Consider the following 17,698-nt stretch of genomic DNA (forward strand, 5'->3'; position numbering starts at 1 on the left):
CCAAAGCAGGCCATCGCGCCAGGCGGGCGCGATCGTCAGGTAATGGCAATCCGGGATTAGAGCTGGCTCAGAATGTGTGCCGCACCGGAAGTGTCGACACCGGGCTTGGTCTCGACATTGAGCGCGGTGACCTTGCCATTGTCGACGATCATCGAAAAGCGCTTCGAGCGCAATCCCATGCCGCCGCTGGAGTAATCGCCATCGAGGCCGATCGACTTGGCGAAATCGCCATTGCCGTCGGCGAGATAGAGGATCTTGCCTTGACCGCCGGTGAAATTGGCCCAGGCGCCCATGACATGGACGTCGTTGACCGAGACGACGGCGATGGTGTCGACGCCGCGCGCCAGGATGGCGTCATGGTTCTCGAGATAGCCCGGCAGATGGTTGTTGCTGCAGGTCGGCGTAAAGGCGCCGGGAACGCCGAACAAAACGACCTTCTTGCCGGCAAAGATCTCGGCCGAAGTGATCACCTTGGCCCCGTCGGCGGTCATTTCCTTGAAGGTCGCATCGGGTAGTTTGTCACCAACGGCAATCGTCATGATGTCCTCGTGTGAAAAGCAGGGAAGGTTACTTGCGATAGCGAAATCAGGCATCTCCCGCAACCGCCGACAAGGCCTGGATCAAGGGAAAGCCCGGATCGGGACTCGGATCAAGGGAAGGGCAGAACGCCCTCGACCGCGCCTTGCGCACTTGTCAGGGTGTAATACAACCCGCCATCGGTCGGTGTCGCTGACGGCCGGTCGAGGATCGGTATGGTAAACACCAGCCGGCCGTCCTTTTCGCTGCGCGCCGGCGCCCCGAACATGTAGTCGCGTTCGCCGGCGACAAAGAAATCCGCAGCCTCCGGATCGCCGGGAAAGGTCGCCTCGACGACCAGCGTCTCGTGGTCGCCGGGCAGGACCTTGATGCCGAAATCGGCCTTGGCAGGGGCGGGTAAGGTGGCAAGGGCCGCCTTCACCAGCGCCGCATCCTCGGCATTGTCGGGATCGGCGGCGGGATCGACGCTCAGCCGCGTCTGGACCGGGATGCAGATCGTCTCGCAGATGCCGAGAAAGATGTCGGCATCGATGACGGCCGCATCCCTAGGTGACGACAGGGTGAATGTCACCGGCAGCGAAACCGGATGGTTGTAGCCGGCCCATTTGCCGTAGCCGTCGTCATGGCGCTGCGGCGGCGGGAAGGAAAACGCCGCATCGGTGATGTTGGTGCTGGCCGAGACGTCGATCTGCGGCGGCACGCCGGCATCGCCCGGATCGCGCCAATAGGTCTTCCAGCCGGGCTTGAGCGCAATGTCGAGCACGCCATGGATGCGCCCGGCCTCGTCGGCCTTGCCTGATGTCACCAGCCGCACCTTGCCGCCTTCGCTGTTGTACCAGTCCGAAGAGGAAGCCGCGGCGGGAAGGGCTGCTCCGCATCCGATGGCGGCGCCGAGCAGCAGGATTTTCAAGCTTTGCATGGCGGTGATTTGATCGTCCGTTCATGGCCGCGCAATGTTTTCATGGCGCTCTGCGTATCATATTTGCGTGACCTTTGGGCGAGGAACAGTCGAGTTCAAGCATTCCGCCAGGTTCGATACGAGCTGGAGAATCGTTTGCGCCAGCTATTGGGCTTTGGGCGAATCGCGCGCGGCGCATCTTTTCGGCGTCCCGGAAACGCGTTACGCTCCCTCCATGGACTTGTTGCGCCACAAGAAGACGGCCGGCGGACGCGGCTTTCTCGACGACCAGTTCCTGATTGCCATGCCCGGCATGAAGGACGACCGTTTCACGCGCTCCGTCATCTACATCTGCGCGCACAGCGATGAAGGCGCGATGGGCCTGATCATCAACCAGACGCAGCAGATGCTGTTTCCCGATCTTCTGGTGCAGCTCGGCATCATGAACGAGCAGGAGGCGATTAGGCTGCCGGCGCAGGCGCGCGACTTCGTCGTGCGCAATGGCGGCCCGGTCGACCGCAGCCGCGGCTTCGTCCTGCACTCCGGCGACTACCGGGTGGAATCCTCGCTCACCGTCTCCGACGACATCTGCCTGACCGCCACCGTCGACATCTTGCGCGCCATCTCGTCCGGTCGTGGGCCGCGACGCGCGCTGATGGCGCTCGGCTATTCCGGCTGGGGCGCCGGCCAGCTGGAAACCGAGATTGCCGAAAATGGCTGGCTGACCTGCCCGGCCACGCCGGAGCTTCTGTTCGACGCCGACATCGAACGCAAGTACGACCGCATCCTGGCCAGTATCGGCATCGACCTGGCGCATCTCAGCCTGGCGGCGGGGCACGCGTAACTCGCGAACAGTCGCGCGCAAACATTCGCAATTAGCTTAAGCCGCCCCCACCTTCGTCATCCTAGGGCGAAGCAGGAGCGAAGCTCCGTCGCGGAGACCCTAGGATCCATTCCGTGCCCTCGATCGAAGGGCGCAGAGGTGCAGAATTCTGCACCGTTTTCAACGCCTTAACGTCACGGCATGGATCCTAGGGCCTGCGCCGCGTCGCTGCGCTCCTTGCTTCGCCCTAGGATGACGAAGCGATAAGCGTCTCGGCCAATCGCCGAGGTTCGCGCTTTGGACGACGCGCCTGACTCCGCGTCAAGCTTGCGTCATCGGATACTGCTCTTTCAGAGCCTTCAGCACCTGGTCGCCGGGCATCGGTGCGCCGAACATGAAGCTCTGCACGTATTCGCAACCCATCTGGCGCAGTTCCAGCGCGTCGCTTTCGTCGGAAATGCCTTCGGCCACCACTGACAGGCCGAGCTCATGCGCCATGTTGACCATGGATTTGAGCAGCACCGCACGCTTCGGCGTCGCGTCGTCGACGAAACTCTTGTCGATCTTGATGGTGTCGAAGGGGAAGCGCGTCAGATAGGCGAGCGACGAATAGCCGGTGCCGAAATCGTCGAGCGACAGGCCGATGCCGAGCTGCTTCAGCTTGGTCAGCACATGCGAGGTCTGCTCGGGATTGTCCATGACCAGCGATTCGGTGAGTTCGAGCCGGAAGCAGCGCGGCTTGAGATTGGCGCGCGCGATGACCGAGCGGACATCGCTGACCAGGTCGCGGCGGATCAGCTGGCGGCTGGACAGATTGACCGATACCGACAGCGGCGTGTCGCCGATCTGCTTTTGCCAGCCGGCGAGGTCCTCGGCCGCCTGCTGCATGGCAAACAGGCCAAGCTGCACGATCAGGCCGCAGCTTTCGGCGACCGGGATGAAATCGCCCGGTGGAATCATGCCGCGGCGCGGGTGGTCCCAACGCAGCAGCGCTTCGAAGCCGGCGATGCTGCCATCCTCCAGCCGCACGATCGGCTGGTAGGCGAGGGTGAATTCGCGTCGCTCGATGGCGCGGCGCAGATCGGATTCGAATTGCAGCCGGTCGGTGCCGACGGTGCGGAAGGCAGGCCGGAACGGCTCGATCCTGTCGCCGCCGAAGCGCTTGGCCTGGTGCATGGCAAGCTCAGCGTCCTTGACCATGTCCTCGGCCGAAGTCTGCGCCGAAGTCCAGGTGATCAGGCCGATCGAGGCGGTCAGAACGATCTCGCGCTTGGCGAAGGTGATCGGGTTGTTGATCGCGTGCTTGATGGCGTCGGCGACCGCCGCGATGCGGGAAGGGTCCTGCTCGGACAGCAGCATCAGGGCGAACTGGTCGCCGGCAAAGCGCGACAGCGAATCCTTCGGCTTCAGCAGCCGGTGCAGGCGGCGTGCAATGGTGAGCAGGATGGTGTCGCCGGCCGAGATGCCAAGCCCGTCATTGACCTGCTTGAAGCGGTCGATGTCGATGACGAAGACGGTGGGCCGCACCTTCTCTTCGGTGCGCGCAATCGAGATGATCGCTTCCAGCCGGTTCATCAGAAGTTCGCGGTTGGGCAGGCCGGTCAGATTATCGTGAACGGCGTCGTGCAGCAGCCGTTCCTCGGACTTTTTCTGCTCGGTGACGTCGACCATGGTGCCGACGCAGCGAATCACTTCGCCGTCCGAACCGATCACCGGCCGTGCTCTCAGCGAGAACCAGTGGTAGTGCCCGTCGGCGCCGCGCAGGCGGAAATTCTGCGACACCCGGCCGCGCCGGTGCTCGAGCACCACGTCGAGCGTGGTGCGGAACGTGTCACGATCGTCGGCATGCAGCACCGGCAGCCAGTTGCGGGCCGCACCCCCCAGGCTGTTGGGCGCAAGGCCAAGCTGGATGCTGACATCGGGCTTGGTGACGACGCGGTCGCGCAGCACGTCCCAGTCCCACACCGTGTCGCCGGAGCCGGCCACCGCCAGCGCCTGGCGCTCGAGGTCGGAGAACAGGCCCTGATGCAGCGCGCCGCCGGCAAAGGCATGCTGCATGACGGTGAAGCCGATCAAAAGGATGATCAGGATCAGCCCGCCGCCCAAGGCCGGCTGGGCGATGTCGTTGTCGAGCATGCCGGTGATCGCCATCCACGATCCGCATAGCCAGAGCAGCACCATCACCCAACTCGGCACCAGCATGATGGCGCGGTCGTAACCACGAATACCGAGCAGGATGATGAGGCCAAGCCCGGTGAGCGCGGTGGCGGCGAAGGACAACCGGGCAATGCCGGCGGCGACGGCCGGATCGACGATGGCCACCCCGGCGATCAGCAGCAGGCCGAGGATCCAGACCACCGCGCCATAGCTGAAATGGCCGTGCCATCGGTTGAGATTGAGATAGGCGAACAGGAACACAACGAAGGTCGCCGCAAGCGCCACCTCCGTTCCCGCTCGCCACATCTGCTCATTGCCGGGCGATATCTCTATGATCTTGTTTAAAAAGCCGAAATCGACGCAAATATAGGCCAGCACCGCCCAGGCGAGGGCCGCGGTCGCCGGGAACATCGAGGTTCCCTTGACGACGAAAAGGATGGTCAGGAACAGCGCCAAAAGGCCGGCGATGCCGATGACGATGCCGCGGAACAGCGTGTAGGAATTGACTGAGTCCTTGTAGGCTTCCGGCTCCCACAGATAGACCTGCGGCAGCTTGGGCGAGGCAAGTTCGGCGATGAAGGTGATCACCGTTCCCGGGTTCAGCGTCACCCGGAACACGTCGGCGTCGGGGCTCGACTGGCGGTCCAGCGCGAAGCCCTCGCTGGGTGTGATCGCGGCGATGCGGGTGGCGCCGAGATCGGGCCAGAAGATGCCGGAATTCACCAGCCGGAAGTGCGGCGCCACGATCAGGCGATCGAGCTGCTGGTCGGTGGTGTTGGCGAGCGCAAACACCGCCCAGTCACCGGTCGAGCGCGCGTCATTGGCCTCGACCTCGATGCGCCGCACGATGCCGTCAGGGCCGGGCGCGGTCGACACCTGGAAGTTCTCGCCCTGGTCGCGGTAGATCAAGACGGCGCGCGACAGGTCGAGCGCGACATCGTCGCGGGCAATCTTGATCGGTTCGACGGCGAAGGCCGGAAGCGCCGCGCAGAGCGTGACGACAGCCGCCAGAACAAAGGCCAACAGCGACCCGTTTCGCAGGAAATTCGTCAAAAATCAGTCCTTCGTTCCAGCGCCCGGCGGATCGTCCGCGATCCGGGCGTAGAGGTAGTGGTCCTGCCAGATGCCGTTGATCCTGAGGTAGGATCGCAAAAGTCCTTCGCGCCGGAATCCGGCTTTTTCAAGCACTCGGATCGACCGTGCGTTGTCGGGAATACAGGCAGCTTCGATCCGGTGCAACCTCAGCGTATCAAAGGCGAAGCGGCAGACCACCTTGACCGCGTCGGTCATCAGGCCGCGGCCGCCAAACCGCTCGCCGATCCAGTAGCCGACATGGCCGCTTTGCGAGACGCCGTGGCGGATGTTGCCCAGCGTAATGCCGCCGGCGAGCTTGCCGCTTGCCTTCTCGAAGATGAAGAAGGCGATGGCGGTTCCCTGTGCATAGTCTTCGCGGTAGCGGCCGATGCGCAGCCGCCAGGCGGTGCGGTCGAGCTCATCGGGCGTCCAGCGCGGCTCCCACGGTTCGAGGAAGCCGCGGCTTTCGCCGCGCAGCGCCGACCATTCGCGATAGTCGTTGGTGTAGGGCACGCGCAGCGTGACCCGGTCGCCCTTCAGTGCCGGCAGGTCACGGCGAAAGAAAGGGAGCGCGAACACGGGGCGCGCCTTGAGGGGACTTAGACGGCGAGCTTGCGGGCCGTGGTGTGCGTGCCCGCAAGCGAATCGAGGATCGCCTCATAGGGCGCGAGCGTACCCACGGGGCCGACGGCAGTCAGCGTCGGCTTGGTCGAAAACAGCCGTGACGACAGGTCGGTCAGCCGCTCGATGGTCAGCGCCGACAGTCGTTCCATCAACTCCTCCTTGGCGATCGGCCGGCCGAACAGAAGCAGCTGCCTGGCGATCTGCGAGGCGCGGCTTGCGGGGCTTTCCGCCGACATGATCAGTCCGGCGCGGTATTGCGCACGCGCCCGATCGAGTTCCTCCTGCAGGATGTTTTCGCCTGCCTTCTGCAGCTCGTCGATGATGACGGGCACCAGTTCGGCGATGTCGCTCTGCCCGGTCGCGGCGTGCACGCCGAAAATGCCGGTGTCGGAAAAGCCCCAGTGGAAGGCATAGACGGAATAGCACAGGCCGCGCTTTTCGCGCACTTCCTGGAACAGCCGCGATGACATGCCGCCGCCGAGGATCATCGACAGCACCTGCGAGGCATAGAAGTCGCGCACATGATAGGCGCGGCCTTCGAAGCCGAGCACGATCTGCGCATCCATCAGGTCGCGATCCTCGCGGAAATCGCCGCCGACATACTGCGCATATTGCGGCATCGTGCTGTCGGCCTTGCTGCGGAAGCCGCCGAGCTGCTTTTCGACTTCGCGCACGAAATTGTCGTGTTTGATGTCGCCGGCCGCGACGATCACCATGCGCTCGGCGCCATATTGGCGTTCGATGAAATCGTGCAGCTGTTTGGAGGTGAAGGATTTGACGGTTTCCGGCGTGCCGAGGATCGAGCGGCCGATCGTCTGGTGGCGGAACGCCGTCTCGGTGAAACGGTCGAAGACGATGTCGTCGGGCGTGTCGTGCGCGGCGCCGATCTCCTGCAGGATCACATGCTGCTCGCGCTCCAGCTCCTGCGGGTCGAACTCGGACTCCTGCAGGATGTCGGCAAGAATATCGACCGCCAGCGGAACGTCGTCGGACAGCACCCTGGCATAGTAGGATGTCGTCTCGACGCTGGTGGCGGCGTTGATCTCGCCGCCGACATCCTCGATTTCCGAGGCGATTTCGAAGGCCGTGCGCCTTTTCGTGCCCTTGAAGGCCATATGCTCGAGCAGATGGGCCATTCCGTGCTCTTCGTCACGCTCATTGCGAGCGCCCGACTTGACCCAGGCACCAAGGGCAACGGATTCGAGGCTTGGAAGGGTTTCGGTGGCGACTGTCAGGCCGTTCGACAGACGGCTTACCTCAACACCCATATGGCAAGTACTCCCTAACGCGCTGCCCTTGAGTGGCGGCTCACGTAATCTTCCACCATTTTCAGGTCGGATGGAAGTACCGTGTATTTTTCGTCGGCTGACATCAAGGAGCCCAGCCAGGCAGGCAGGGCTGGCGACACGCCGCAGGCGGCTTCGACAGCCGCCGGGAACTTGGCCGGGTGCGCCGTACCCAGCACCACCATCGGCACGGCGCCGTCAGCCTTGCCGGCGGCGACATGCATGGCCGCCGCCGTATGCGGGTCGAGCAGATAGTTGCTGGTTTCCAGCGTCGAGCGGATGGTGGCCGCGACCTCATCCATACCGGCGCGGCCGGCGTCGAATTCGGCCCGCATCCTGGCCATTTCAGCCGTTTCGATGGTGAAGGCTCCGGACTGTTTCAGCCCGGCCATGTAGCGCCGCACGGTCGCTGCATTACGATCGGAGGCCTCGAACAGCAGCCGCTCGAAATTCGACGACACCTGGATGTCCATCGATGGCGATGTCGTCGCAAACACGCCCTTGGTGCGGTATTCGCCGGTCGCGAAAGTGCGCGCCAATATGTCGTTATCGTTGGTGGCGACGATCAGCCGCTCGATCGGCAGGCCCATCTTCTTGGCGGCGTAACCGGCAAAGATGTCGCCGAAATTGCCGGTCGGCACGGTGAAGGAAACGGGCCGGTCCGGCGCGCCGAGCGAAAGCGCCGAGGAAAAATAATAGACGATCTGGGCCATGATGCGGGCCCAGTTGATCGAATTGACGCCCGACAGCGAGACGCCATCGCGGAAGGCATGGTCATTAAACATGTCCTTCAACAACCCCTGGCAGTCGTCGAAATTGCCTTCGATGGCCAGCGCCTGGACATTGGCTGCGGTCGATGTCGTCATCTGCCGCTGCTGCACAGGCGAGACGCGGCCATGCGGGAACAGCACGAAGATATCGGTGCGGTCGCGGCCGGCAAAGGCGTCGATGGCCGCACCGCCGGTGTCGCCCGAAGTGGCGCCGACGATCGTGGCGCGCTGGCCGCGCTCTGCTAGCACATGGTCCATCAGCCGGGCCAGCAGCTGCATTGCGACGTCCTTGAAAGCCAGTGTCGGACCGTGGAAGAGCTCGAGGATGAAAGTGTTGGGGCCGGTCTGTACCAGCGGGCAGACGGCCTGGTGGCGGAAGGTGGCGTAGGCTTCGCGCACCAGGCGCTCAAACACGGGTGCCGCGATCTCGCCGCCAAGGAACGGCGTCAGCACGCGGATGGCGAGGTCGGGATAAGGCAGGCCGCGCATGGCGCGGATATCGGCTGCCGAAAACTGCGGCCACTCGCGCGGCACATAGAGCCCACCGTCGCGTGCCAGTCCGGCCAGCACCGCGTCCGAAAATCCCAGCGCGGGTGCTTCCCCGCGAGTACTCACATATTGCATGTCACAGACCCGTTGCCGCTTGGCGTTTCCGTTCACCACAGAGTGGTTAATTTCTGCGCTGGCTCAGTCGCATTTTTGCCGCGCCGTTGCTATACGTCACCAGCTTTGCGAGAGGGAAGTGCAGTTTCATGGCGTTCTATTCGTTCAACCGTCGCTTTGTCGCGGGTCTGGCGCTCGCCGGCTTTATGCTTGCCGCCGCCGGCTGCCAATCGAGCGACAATGGCATCCTCAACCTCGGAATAGGCAAGAAGACCGATCCGAATGCGCCAATACCGCCGCAGGACCCCAAGGTGCTCGCCAGCCAGTTGCAGGCCTATTGCCCGAAAGTGACGTTGCGTGACGGCACCGCCTATTTCAACACCTACGCCAAGGGCGCGTCGCAACCGAAAAAGAAAAAGGCTGACGCCGCGCAGGATGCCGAGGCCGCTGCCGCCGCGCAGACGGCGCCGGATGGCACCATCGTCGATCCGAACAAGGATCCGACCAAGATCATCTACCAGGCCTCCATCAGCGAGGTGAGCCGCGATTGCAGCCGCGCCAACGGCCAGCTGACGATGAAGATTGGCGTTGCCGGCAAGATCGTGCCGGGACCGATGTTCACCCCCGGCACCATCACCATGCCGATCCGCATCGCAGTCATGCATGGCACCGACGTGCTTTATTCGCAGATCCATCCCTATCAGATCCAGGTCAGCGATCCCTCGACCGCCACCCAGTTCGTCTTCACCGATTCCAACGTCGTTGTGCCCGAGCCGTCCGCCAAGGACTACCAGGCCTTTGCCGGCTATGACGACACCGCGCCGGCGGCTGCGGACAAGAAGTCCGGCAAGAAAAAGAAGCGCGCTCCGGCGACGAACTAGGCATCGCCTAGGGGGCGTCGCAGCTGCGACGCTGGCTGCCAACTCTTTGAAAGATCGAAATGATCTGACCATGACCCTGCAGGAACGCGCCTGCAGGCAGCTGCCGTTTGCGCTTTAAATCGTGATCCATGCCATCTAGCGCACTTGACTGATCCATATCCCGGCGGTTATACGTCAATCAATAGCTCGCAGGTTATTGATCCCGATGCCGTACGCCCACGATACTCTTTTCAGAACCCTTGCCGACCCGACCCGGCGGGCCATTTTCGAGCGCCTGTGCCGCCAGGGTGAGCAGACTGTGGGGGCGCTGACGGCGCAGTCCGGGGTCTCGCAGCCGGCGGTGTCGAAGCATCTCGGCGTCCTGAAGCAGGCCGGCCTGGTGCTCGACCGCCACGCCGGACGACAGACCCACTACAGCGCGCTGCCCGCAGCACTTGGTCCGCTGACGGACTGGACGGTTCAGATGACGGGGTTTTGGGAGAGCCGCTTCGACGATCTCGAGGATCTGCTGAAAAGGATGGACCAGTGAGCAAGCCGGAACTGCGCACCGTCGTCGTGGAACGTGAAATATCCTGGCCGGCGGAAAAGATCTGGCGCGCGTTGACGCAGCCGCATCTGATGGAGGAGTGGCTCATGAAGAACGATTTCAAGCCTGTCATCGGCCACAGCTTCAATCTTCGCGGCGACTGGGGCGGCGTGCTCGATTGCGAGGTGCTGGCCATCGAGCAGAACAGGACGCTGTCCTACAGCTGGGATTTTGCGCATGAGGATGCAGCCTACAATCTGAAGAGCGTGGTGACGTTCACGCTCACGCCCACCAGCACGGGAACCCATCTGCGCGTCGAGCAGTCGGGCTTCCACCCCGATCAGAAACAGGCCTATGGCGGCGCCAGGGCCGGGTGGCAGCAATTCCTCACCAGGCTGGAGCAGCTTCTGGCGAAGCCAGATTGAGGCCTGCCGGCCCAATTCAGCGCCATGCCCCGATTGCGGGGCCACCGAACGAAAAAAAAGGAGAAAATCGATGAAGATCAAGCTGACCAGCGTCTACGTGGACAACCAGGACAACGCGCTGCGTTTTTACACCGACGTGCTGGGTTTTGCCGTGAAGGCCGACTTCAGCAATGGGCCTTTTCGCTGGCTGACCGTAACCTCGCCCGATGAACCCGAGGGAACCGAACTGCAACTCGCGCTCAACGACAATCCGGCCGCCAAAACCTACCAGCAGGCCATCTTCAAGCAGGGCCAGCCGGCGCTCATGCTGTTCACCGATGACATCAAGGGCGACTATGAGCGCATCAAGGGGCGCGGCGGTGCGTTCGCCATGGCGCCGACCGACGTGACCGGCTCGACCATCGCCCAGCTCAACGACAGCTGCGGCAATCTCATCCAGATCACCCAGCTGGCACGCTGGTAAGCGCACATTTTCAAGAGGAGGTGGCAATGAACTGGAGCAAGTGGATAAGGCAAACCCACCGTTGGCTGTCGATCATCTTCACGCTGACCGTGGCAGCCAATTTCATCACAATGGCATTCGGCCAGCCTCCGGCATGGGTGGTCTACTCGCCGCTGCTGCCGCTCTTCCTGCTGCTGTTCAGCGGGCTCTATATGTTCGTGCTGCCCTATCTCGCGAAATCGGTCGGTGAGCAACGCGCGCAAGGGTAGGGACGATGGCCAAGGCGCCCGGAAAATCGAAGGCCGCGAAGCCGGCCCCAGCCAAACCAGCGCCGGCCAAGCCGGTCCTGCTTTCAGGCGGCAACCCGCAAATCGCCAAGGCCTATGGGGATGCCCCCGTGCAGGCCTATATCGCGGCCATGCCGGGCTGGAAAAGCGATGTCGGGCGCCGCCTCGACGCGCTCATCGTTGGCGCCGTTCCCGGTGTCTACAAGGCGGTGAAGTGGAACTCGCCGTTCTATGGCATCGAGGGCGAAGGCTGGTTCCTCAGCCTGCATTGCTTCACCAGATACGTCAAAGTCGCCTTCTTCCGCGGCGCCTCGCTGGATCCCGTTCCTCCCGGTGGCTCGAAGCAGAAGGACGTGCGCTATCTCGACATTCATGAAGGCGAAGAGATCGACGAGACCAGGTTTGCCAGCTGGGTGAAGCAGGCCAGCAAATTGCCTGGCGAGAAGATGTGAACGGAGGAGACCATGAAGACCAGCGGTGCGAACAAGTCGGAGGCAGGACCTTCAGCCTCCGAGCGGATCGATGCCAGGATCCGCGAACTGGACGATTGGCGAGGCAAGACGCTCGCCAGCCTGCGCAAGACCATCCTCGACGCCGATCCTGAGATCATCGAGGAGTGGAAGTGGATGGGCAGCCCGGTATGGTCGCGCGACGGCATGATCGCCGTCGGCAACGCCCACAAGGACAAGGTGAAGCTGACCTTTTCGCACGGCGCCAGCTTGCCGGACCCTGACAAGCTGTTCAACAACGGCCTCAACGGCAAGGTGTGGCGGGCGATCGATGTTTCCGAAGGCGAGGAGATCGATGCGGATGCACTGAAAGAGCTCGTCCGCGCGGCGATTGCCTATAACAAGGCGAAGAAGAAGCCGGCTCGAGCCAAGGCGATCAAAGCCAAGGATTGAGTTAGTTTAGAGCAATTCCAGGAAAAGTGTGAAGCGGTTTTCCGTCCGGAATTGCGTAAAAACAAAGGCCTAGAGGGGTTCGCCGTTTCCGTGAAACGGTGAAACGCTTTAGGCGTCCGACCACTCGGATAGCGCGGCAATCACGCTTTTCAGTTCGGCCCAGCGGCGGATAACCGTTTCTGCGCCGGCCTCGGTCAGCGCGTCGGCGTGGCCGGGATAGCTGTGCGCGGCGCCGGTGAAGCCGATCACGCGCATGCCGGCAGCCCTGGCGCCGGCGACGCCGTGCACCGAATCCTCGATGACGAAGGTGTTGGCCGGATCGGCGTTGAGTTTCTCCGCCGCAAACAAGAAAACGTCCGGGGCGGGCTTGGTCTTCTTGCTTGGTATCTCCAGCGCTGAAAAAATCCGGCCGGCGAAGAACGGCAGCAGGCCTACCTTCTCCAGCATGAATTCGATCCTCTCGGAGCGTGAATTCGAGCACACGCAGCGCGGCGCGGTGACCGCAGCCACCGCCTCGCGCGCGCCGTCGATGGCGCGCACGTCGCTGCGCAATTTGCGGTCGACCAGCTCTTCGGCGCGGTCGATCATCGAGGCCTGGAACGGGATGGCGGACTTCTCCTCGACCCGCATCATGATGTCCTTGAAGGTCAGCCCGGCATAGCTTTCGGCGATCTCCTCGGCCGATATTTCGAAGCCGGCGAGTGTCAGCAGTTCGGCCTCGACACGGGCGGCGATGATTTCGGAATCGACGAGCACGCCGTCGCAATCGAAGATGACAAGATCTGGCTGGGGCATGGCAATCCGGAACGAGGGAGGATGGTGGGTGGCCCGACAGGGCTCAGGCGGCGCGGCATACACCAACAGGCCGGGCTGCGCAAATTAACGACATCAGGGCAGCCGGGCTGGTTACGCCCTTCACCGAATATTTACGCTGATCGGTAACCATAACGGGGAGTAAACAGTAACGCGTGCTTTGGGTGTAAACATGTCTGCCGTGCGTCTTCTCGACGACCTTTCTCACGCTCCCCAGCAATCCGAGTGGCTGGACACGATCCTCAAGGGCGATTGCGTCGCCGCGCTCGACCGGCTGCCGGAAAGATCCATCGACGTCATCTTCGCCGATCCGCCCTACAATCTGCAGCTCGACGGCGACCTGCACCGGCCAGACCAGTCCAAGGTCGATGCCGTCGACGACGACTGGGACCAGTTCGAGAGCTTCGAGGCCTATGACGCCTTTACCCGCGCCTGGCTGCTGGCGGCGCGCCGCGTCCTGAAGCCCAATGGCACCATCTGGGTCATCGGCTCCTATCACAACATTTTCCGGGTCGGCGCCAAGATGCAGGATCTCGGCTTCTGGATCCTCAATGATGTCGTCTGGCGCAAGACGAACCCGATGCCGAATTTCCGCGGCCGCCGCTTCCAGAACGCGCATGAGACCATGATCTGGGCCTCGCGCGACCAGAAGGGCAAGGGCTACACCTTCAACTACGAGGCGATGAAAGCCTCCAACGACGACATCCAGATGCGTTCCGACTGGCTGTTTCCGATCTGCACGGGCGGCGAGCGGCTGAAGAACGACAATGGCGACAAATTGCATCCGACGCAGAAGCCGGAAGCACTGCTTGCCCGCATCATGATGGCTTCGACCAAGCCTGGCGATATCGTCCTCGACCCGTTCTTCGGCTCCGGCACCACCGGCGCCGTCGCCAAGCGCCTTGGCCGCCACTTCGTCGGCATAGAGCGCGAGCAGGCCTATATCGACGCCGCCAATGAGCGCATCGACGCGGTGCGGCCGCTTGAAACCGCCGATCTCACCGTGCTGACAGGCAAGCGCGCCGAGCCGCGTGTCGCCTTTGTCAGCCTTCTCGACACCGGGCTGATGCAGCCCGGTGCGACACTCTATGATTCCAAGAAGCGCTGGGCCGCCAAGGTGCGCGCCGACGGCACCGTGGCGATCGGCGACAGCGCCGGCTCGATCCACAAGATCGGCGCCGAAGTGCAGGGTCTGGACGCCTGCAACGGCTGGACCTTCTGGCACTATGAGCGCTCGGGCGGCCTGACCCCGATCGACGAATTGCGCCGCATCGCCAGGCTCGGCATGGAGCGGGCAGGGGCCTGATCGGCCTCCCCGCTACCGCCTCAGACTTTTATCCCAAAACGCTCAAGGTCCGCCTTGAGCGTTTTTGCGTCGGTGAACAGCACCGCCTGCCAGCCGGCCGCCTTGGCGCCGTCGACGTTCTTCTGGCTGTCGTCGATGAACAGCGTCGCCGACGGTTCGAGGCCGAATGCGGCGACGTGATGGTCGTAGATGGCGCGGTCGGGCTTGATCTCACGGATATCGGCCGACACGGTGACGCCGCGCGGGCGGCTGAGAAAGTCGAAGCGCAGCCTCGCTTCGGCAAGCGTGTCGGCGGCGAAGTTGGTCAGCATGGTCACGTCGTGGCCGCTCTCGATCAGGCCGAGCATGATGGCGACGCTGTCCTCATAGGCATGCGGCACCATCTCGTGCCAGTGGCGGCGAAAATTGCGAATGTTTTCGGCATGATCGGGATGCTCGGCGATCAGCAGCGCTTCCGCCTCTTCCCACGTCCGGCCACGGTCCTGCTCGATGTTCCAGTCATGCGTGCAGACATTGTCGAAGAACCACTTGCGCTCCTCGGCATCCGGGATCAGACGGCTGAACGGAATGTTCGGGTCGTAGTGGATCAGCACGCGGCCGATGTCGAACACGATGTGGCGGATTTCAGTCATCTTTATCCCTTCAATGCGGGCGGTGCTTTTAGGTGCATGTCGCCCAAAAGTGTGCAGCGGTTTTGGGAAAACGACATGCACAAAACAAACAACCCAAAGCGCGTCGCGGTCTGATCAATCACACACGACGCGCTTTGGTCGCGCCCGGTATCGCCGCTTCGATGACCTTTTTCATGACGGTCGGTAGCGCTTCCCCCGAAATGTCATGGGCCAGCGACCAGAAATGTCCTTCCGGCGCATCACTTTTCACCTGCGCGTGAAAGACTTCGAGCTCGAGCGCGAAATGGGTGAAGACATGCGCGATCTCACCGGCGCGCCGCCAGTCGGCGGGGAAGGGTGCGGCGTCCGCAGTCGTCGCGCCATCGATCCGCGCGGTCCAGCCGGTGGTCGGCACTTCGGTCATGCCGCCGAGCAGGCCTTTGTCCGGCCGCTTACGCAACAGTATGGCGCCGTCGCTGCGTTCGGCGACGAAGGCGGCGCCCCGCCTCAGCGGCTTGTCGGCCTTCGGCAGGCGGAACGGAAAACGTTCGGGATCGCCGGACAGAATGGCGCTGCAATTCTCGCGCACCGGGCACAGCATGCAGCGCGGCCGCTTTGGCGTGCAGATCGTGGCGCCTAGATCCATCATCGCCTGGGCGAAGTCGCCGGGCCTTGTCTGCGGCACCAGTTTTTCGACCAGCGCACGGATTTCAGGCTTTGCCTCGCTGAGCGGCGTTGCGATGGAATAGAGCCGCGTGATGACACGTTCGACATTGCCGTCGACGACGGCTGCCGGCCGGTCGAAGGCGATGGCCGCGATCGCCGCCGCCGTATAGGCGCCGATGCCCGGCAGTTCCCGCAAACCCGCTTCGTTGTCGGGAAAGCGGCCGCCGCGTTGCGCAACGAGATCGGCGCAGGCCTTGAGATTGCGGGCGCGCGAATAATAGCCAAGCCCGGCCCAGGCCTTCATCACATCCTCGGTTGGTGCCGCGGCAAGTGCCTCCACATCAGGCCATTTTTCGACGAAAGCGCGAAAATAGGATTTTACCGCTTCGACCGTGGTCTGTTGCAGCATCACCTCCGACAGCCAGATCCGATAAGGATCCGCCCGTGCGCCGCCGGCCGCAGCGCGCGGCGCAATGCGCCACGGCAGCTCGCGGTGGTGCGCGTCGTACCATCCGAGCAGGCGTGAAGCGATCTCTCCGGATGCGGCCTTGCGGGTCTGTTCGTGCAGTGCCATTGATCGCGGGCTGGCTCTAGGCTGGTGGGGAGCGTGGCTGGAGAACGTACATGGCAGGGAGAACGCCTTACGGCAATCCCGTTCCGGTGAGCGATCTCGCCACCCAGATCCTCGATCCCGTGCTGCGCAAGCGGGCCGGCATCTCGATCGGGCTGGTGCAGTCGTGGGAAGAGATTGCCGGGCCGCGGCTTGCCGGCCATTCGCGCCCGGAAAAAATCCAGTGGCCGCGCCGCATGCATGAGGACGACCCGTTCGAGCCGGCGACGCTGGTTATCGCCTGCGAAGGCATGGCGGCACTGCATCTGCAGCACGAGACCGGCGAAATCATCAACCGCGTCAACGCTTTCCTTGGCTTCAACGCGATCGGCCGGATCCGGATCGTGCAGAAGCCGGTGCTATCGGAGAAAGCCCGTCCGAAACCGGTTCCCAGGCCTCTGACACCTGTCGAGAAGGCCAAATTGTCCGATACCGTCGGCAAGATCGAGGACGAAGGCCTGCGCGCCTCGTTGGAGCGGCTGGGCGCCACCATTCTTGGCGAAAGGAAGCGGCCGGGGTAATCAACCGGTAATCAGCCGGTCATGAACCCGTCACCAATCTCGCGCATTCGTGATGATGCATATAGAGTTAGGCGATTGGAATGGGGACGGCGATGCCTTAATTCCCGCCAACTCTCGCCTTTTCTAGCCTTTGCATTGCAAAATCCAACCATAGTCAGGTGATTCGCATGAACCGTAGCTTGTCCCGCAGAAACCTCCTGTCGTCGCTGGCAGCCATTCCGGCAGTGGCACTGCTCGCCGCATGCAGCGATTCCGGCGAGGATGCCAAGGCGGCGGACGTCAAGCCTGCAACGCCTGCCGTGCCGGCTGCGACGCCTGCCACGCCGGCCGCCGCCAAGGCGCCGGACTCGACGGGCGACGTCAACATGGCGGAATTGCTGAAGCCCGGCGCTCTACCCGACAAGCAGCTCGGCAAGGACGACGCCAAGGTCACCATCGTCGAATATGCCTCGATGACCTGCCCGCATTGCGCGCATTTCGCCGCGACCACCTTCCCAGAGTTGAAGACCAAGTACATCGACACCGGCAAGGCCCGCTACATACTGCGCGAATTCCCGTTCGATCCGAGCGCCGAGGCCGGTTTCATGCTGGCGCGCTGTTCAAAGGATAATTATTTCCCGATGGTCGACGTGCTGTTCAAGCAGCAGGCCAACTGGGTCGGCGTCAACAATACCAAGGATGCGCTGCTGCAGATCTCCAAGCTCGCCGGTTTTACACAGGAGTCCTTCGAGGCCTGCTTGACGGACCAGAAACTTCTGGACGATGTGAGATCGGTCCAGAAGCGCGGCGCCGATGAATTCAAGGTCGACTCGACGCCGACCTTCTTCATCAACGGAAAGACCTACAAAGGTGCGATGTCGATTGAGGAAATATCGGCCATCATCGACCCTCTGCTCTGACGTCCAGCCGGCGCCGGAGCGACTGCGCTTTGGCGAC

The 17,698-nt window shown here is 62.9% G+C and carries 20 protein-coding genes; 11 read left to right on the forward strand and 9 right to left on the reverse strand.

The features are described 5' to 3' along the window. Positions 1 to 56 precede the first annotated feature (56 nt). On the reverse strand, positions 57 to 539 hold the full coding sequence (locus AC1DYC_RS17385; protein ID WP_477408450.1) for a redoxin family protein: 483 nt from the start codon (positions 537 to 539) through the stop codon (positions 57 to 59). Positions 540 to 649: 110 nt separating this feature from the next. Continuing rightward, positions 650 to 1,456 carry a protein-disulfide reductase DsbD domain-containing protein gene (locus tag AC1DYC_RS17390; RefSeq protein ID WP_477408452.1) on the reverse strand — a complete coding sequence of 269 codons (807 nt, stop codon included), beginning with the start codon at positions 1,454 to 1,456 and terminating at the stop codon, positions 650 to 652. Between the two features lie 214 nt (positions 1,457 to 1,670). On the opposite strand from AC1DYC_RS17390, the gene AC1DYC_RS17395 reads away from it, so the two are divergent. Then, the gene (locus tag AC1DYC_RS17395) at positions 1,671 to 2,279 is read left to right on the forward strand and encodes a YqgE/AlgH family protein (RefSeq protein WP_023668405.1); all 609 of its coding nucleotides are present in this window, start codon (positions 1,671 to 1,673) and stop codon (positions 2,277 to 2,279) included. 300 nt (positions 2,280 to 2,579) lie between these two features. On the opposite strand, the gene AC1DYC_RS17400 is transcribed toward AC1DYC_RS17395, so the two are convergent. The 4 genes from AC1DYC_RS17400 to thrC are packed head-to-tail and all read right to left on the reverse strand — an operon-like array spanning position 2,580 to position 8,793. Next, the gene (locus AC1DYC_RS17400; protein ID WP_477408454.1) at positions 2,580 to 5,468 is read right to left on the reverse strand and encodes an EAL domain-containing protein; all 2,889 of its coding nucleotides are present in this window, start codon (positions 5,466 to 5,468) and stop codon (positions 2,580 to 2,582) included. 3 nt (positions 5,469 to 5,471) lie between these two features. Continuing rightward, positions 5,472 to 6,068 (reverse strand): GNAT family N-acetyltransferase, encoded by a 597-nt coding sequence (locus AC1DYC_RS17405; RefSeq protein WP_192256360.1) that lies wholly within the window; start codon positions 6,066 to 6,068, stop codon positions 5,472 to 5,474. Between the two features lie 20 nt (positions 6,069 to 6,088). Further along, positions 6,089 to 7,381 (reverse strand): M16 family metallopeptidase, encoded by a 1,293-nt coding sequence (locus AC1DYC_RS17410; protein ID WP_454573809.1) that lies wholly within the window; start codon positions 7,379 to 7,381, stop codon positions 6,089 to 6,091. A 14-nt stretch (positions 7,382 to 7,395) separates the two neighbouring features. Beyond that, a complete protein-coding gene (gene thrC / locus AC1DYC_RS17415; protein WP_477408456.1) occupies positions 7,396 to 8,793 on the reverse strand; it encodes a threonine synthase in 1,398 nt (465 codons plus the stop codon). 128 nt (positions 8,794 to 8,921) lie between these two features. On the opposite strand from thrC, the gene AC1DYC_RS17420 reads away from it, so the two are divergent. The 7 genes from AC1DYC_RS17420 to AC1DYC_RS17450 all read left to right on the forward strand — a co-directional run bounded on the left by AC1DYC_RS17420 (position 8,922) and on the right by AC1DYC_RS17450 (position 12,235). Beyond that, positions 8,922 to 9,653, forward strand: coding sequence for a hypothetical protein (locus AC1DYC_RS17420; RefSeq protein ID WP_477408458.1), 732 nt, complete (start codon positions 8,922 to 8,924; stop codon positions 9,651 to 9,653). A 205-nt stretch (positions 9,654 to 9,858) separates the two neighbouring features. Continuing rightward, positions 9,859 to 10,182: an ArsR/SmtB family transcription factor gene (locus AC1DYC_RS17425; protein ID WP_477408460.1), complete on the forward strand. Its 324-nt coding sequence runs from the start codon at positions 9,859 to 9,861 to the stop codon at positions 10,180 to 10,182. Next, on the forward strand, positions 10,179 to 10,604 hold the full coding sequence (locus tag AC1DYC_RS17430) for an SRPBCC family protein (protein WP_477408462.1): 426 nt from the start codon (positions 10,179 to 10,181) through the stop codon (positions 10,602 to 10,604). The genes AC1DYC_RS17425 and AC1DYC_RS17430 overlap by 4 nt, the downstream gene beginning before the upstream one ends. A 70-nt stretch (positions 10,605 to 10,674) precedes the next feature. Then, positions 10,675 to 11,067 (forward strand): VOC family protein, encoded by a 393-nt coding sequence (locus AC1DYC_RS17435; protein ID WP_477408463.1) that lies wholly within the window; start codon positions 10,675 to 10,677, stop codon positions 11,065 to 11,067. 26 nt (positions 11,068 to 11,093) lie between these two features. Then, the gene (locus AC1DYC_RS17440; RefSeq protein WP_477408465.1) at positions 11,094 to 11,315 is read left to right on the forward strand and encodes a hypothetical protein; all 222 of its coding nucleotides are present in this window, start codon (positions 11,094 to 11,096) and stop codon (positions 11,313 to 11,315) included. Positions 11,316 to 11,320: 5 nt separating this feature from the next. Next, positions 11,321 to 11,785, forward strand: a complete 465-nt coding sequence (locus AC1DYC_RS17445) for a DUF1801 domain-containing protein (RefSeq protein ID WP_477408467.1) — start codon at positions 11,321 to 11,323, stop codon at positions 11,783 to 11,785. Between the two features lie 12 nt (positions 11,786 to 11,797). Continuing rightward, entirely contained in the window at positions 11,798 to 12,235 is a 438-nt protein-coding gene (locus tag AC1DYC_RS17450) for a DUF1801 domain-containing protein (RefSeq protein WP_477408469.1), read from the forward strand. 108 nt (positions 12,236 to 12,343) lie between these two features. Here AC1DYC_RS17450 and AC1DYC_RS17455 read toward each other — a convergent pair whose 3' ends face one another. Continuing rightward, positions 12,344 to 13,030 carry an HAD family hydrolase gene (locus AC1DYC_RS17455; RefSeq protein WP_477408471.1) on the reverse strand — a complete coding sequence of 229 codons (687 nt, stop codon included), beginning with the start codon at positions 13,028 to 13,030 and terminating at the stop codon, positions 12,344 to 12,346. Positions 13,031 to 13,220: 190 nt separating this feature from the next. Between AC1DYC_RS17455 and AC1DYC_RS17460 the strand changes: the two genes are divergently transcribed. Next, positions 13,221 to 14,354, forward strand: coding sequence for a DNA methyltransferase (locus AC1DYC_RS17460; protein ID WP_477408473.1), 1,134 nt, complete (start codon positions 13,221 to 13,223; stop codon positions 14,352 to 14,354). A 20-nt stretch (positions 14,355 to 14,374) separates the two neighbouring features. Here the strand turns inward: AC1DYC_RS17460 and AC1DYC_RS17465 are convergent, their stop codons facing one another. Next, entirely contained in the window at positions 14,375 to 14,986 is a 612-nt protein-coding gene (locus tag AC1DYC_RS17465) for an HAD family hydrolase (RefSeq protein WP_477408475.1), read from the reverse strand. 118 nt (positions 14,987 to 15,104) lie between these two features. After that, complete coding sequence (gene mutY, locus AC1DYC_RS17470; RefSeq protein WP_477408477.1) at positions 15,105 to 16,205, reverse strand: A/G-specific adenine glycosylase; 1,101 nt, start codon at positions 16,203 to 16,205, stop codon at positions 15,105 to 15,107. Between the two features lie 50 nt (positions 16,206 to 16,255). Between mutY and AC1DYC_RS17475 the strand changes: the two genes are divergently transcribed. Together AC1DYC_RS17475 and AC1DYC_RS17480 are read left to right on the forward strand one after the other, a co-directional pair. Further along, positions 16,256 to 16,762 (forward strand): DUF721 domain-containing protein, encoded by a 507-nt coding sequence (locus tag AC1DYC_RS17475; protein WP_477408479.1) that lies wholly within the window; start codon positions 16,256 to 16,258, stop codon positions 16,760 to 16,762. 167 nt (positions 16,763 to 16,929) lie between these two features. Then, complete coding sequence (locus AC1DYC_RS17480; protein WP_477302741.1) at positions 16,930 to 17,661, forward strand: DsbA family protein; 732 nt, start codon at positions 16,930 to 16,932, stop codon at positions 17,659 to 17,661. The last annotated feature ends 37 nt before the right edge of the window (positions 17,662 to 17,698 follow it).

This window comes from Mesorhizobium sp. P2_E7 (genome assembly GCF_056403855.1).

Excerpts from the sequence above, each read along its gene's own strand:
- AC1DYC_RS17385 (WP_477408450.1), bottom strand. The coding sequence starts at position 539 with ATGACGATTGCCGTTGGTGACAAACTACCCGATGCGACCTTCAAGGAA.
- AC1DYC_RS17390 (WP_477408452.1), bottom strand. The coding sequence starts at position 1,456 with ATGCAAAGCTTGAAAATCCTGCTGCTCGGCGCCGCCATCGGATGCGGA.
- AC1DYC_RS17395 (WP_023668405.1), top strand. The coding sequence starts at position 1,671 with ATGGACTTGTTGCGCCACAAGAAGACGGCCGGCGGACGCGGCTTTCTC.
- AC1DYC_RS17410 (WP_454573809.1), bottom strand. The coding sequence starts at position 7,381 with ATGGGTGTTGAGGTAAGCCGTCTGTCGAACGGCCTGACAGTCGCCACC.
- thrC (WP_477408456.1), bottom strand. The coding sequence starts at position 8,793 with ATGCAATATGTGAGTACTCGCGGGGAAGCACCCGCGCTGGGATTTTCG.
- AC1DYC_RS17420 (WP_477408458.1), top strand. The coding sequence starts at position 8,922 with ATGGCGTTCTATTCGTTCAACCGTCGCTTTGTCGCGGGTCTGGCGCTC.
- AC1DYC_RS17425 (WP_477408460.1), top strand. The coding sequence starts at position 9,859 with ATGCCGTACGCCCACGATACTCTTTTCAGAACCCTTGCCGACCCGACC.
- AC1DYC_RS17435 (WP_477408463.1), top strand. The coding sequence starts at position 10,675 with ATGAAGATCAAGCTGACCAGCGTCTACGTGGACAACCAGGACAACGCG.
- AC1DYC_RS17440 (WP_477408465.1), top strand. The coding sequence starts at position 11,094 with ATGAACTGGAGCAAGTGGATAAGGCAAACCCACCGTTGGCTGTCGATC.
- AC1DYC_RS17445 (WP_477408467.1), top strand. The coding sequence starts at position 11,321 with ATGGCCAAGGCGCCCGGAAAATCGAAGGCCGCGAAGCCGGCCCCAGCC.
- AC1DYC_RS17450 (WP_477408469.1), top strand. The coding sequence starts at position 11,798 with ATGAAGACCAGCGGTGCGAACAAGTCGGAGGCAGGACCTTCAGCCTCC.
- AC1DYC_RS17455 (WP_477408471.1), bottom strand. The coding sequence starts at position 13,030 with ATGCCCCAGCCAGATCTTGTCATCTTCGATTGCGACGGCGTGCTCGTC.
- AC1DYC_RS17460 (WP_477408473.1), top strand. The coding sequence starts at position 13,221 with ATGTCTGCCGTGCGTCTTCTCGACGACCTTTCTCACGCTCCCCAGCAA.
- AC1DYC_RS17465 (WP_477408475.1), bottom strand. The coding sequence starts at position 14,986 with ATGACTGAAATCCGCCACATCGTGTTCGACATCGGCCGCGTGCTGATC.
- mutY (WP_477408477.1), bottom strand. The coding sequence starts at position 16,205 with ATGGCACTGCACGAACAGACCCGCAAGGCCGCATCCGGAGAGATCGCT.
- AC1DYC_RS17475 (WP_477408479.1), top strand. The coding sequence starts at position 16,256 with ATGGCAGGGAGAACGCCTTACGGCAATCCCGTTCCGGTGAGCGATCTC.
- AC1DYC_RS17480 (WP_477302741.1), top strand. The coding sequence starts at position 16,930 with ATGAACCGTAGCTTGTCCCGCAGAAACCTCCTGTCGTCGCTGGCAGCC.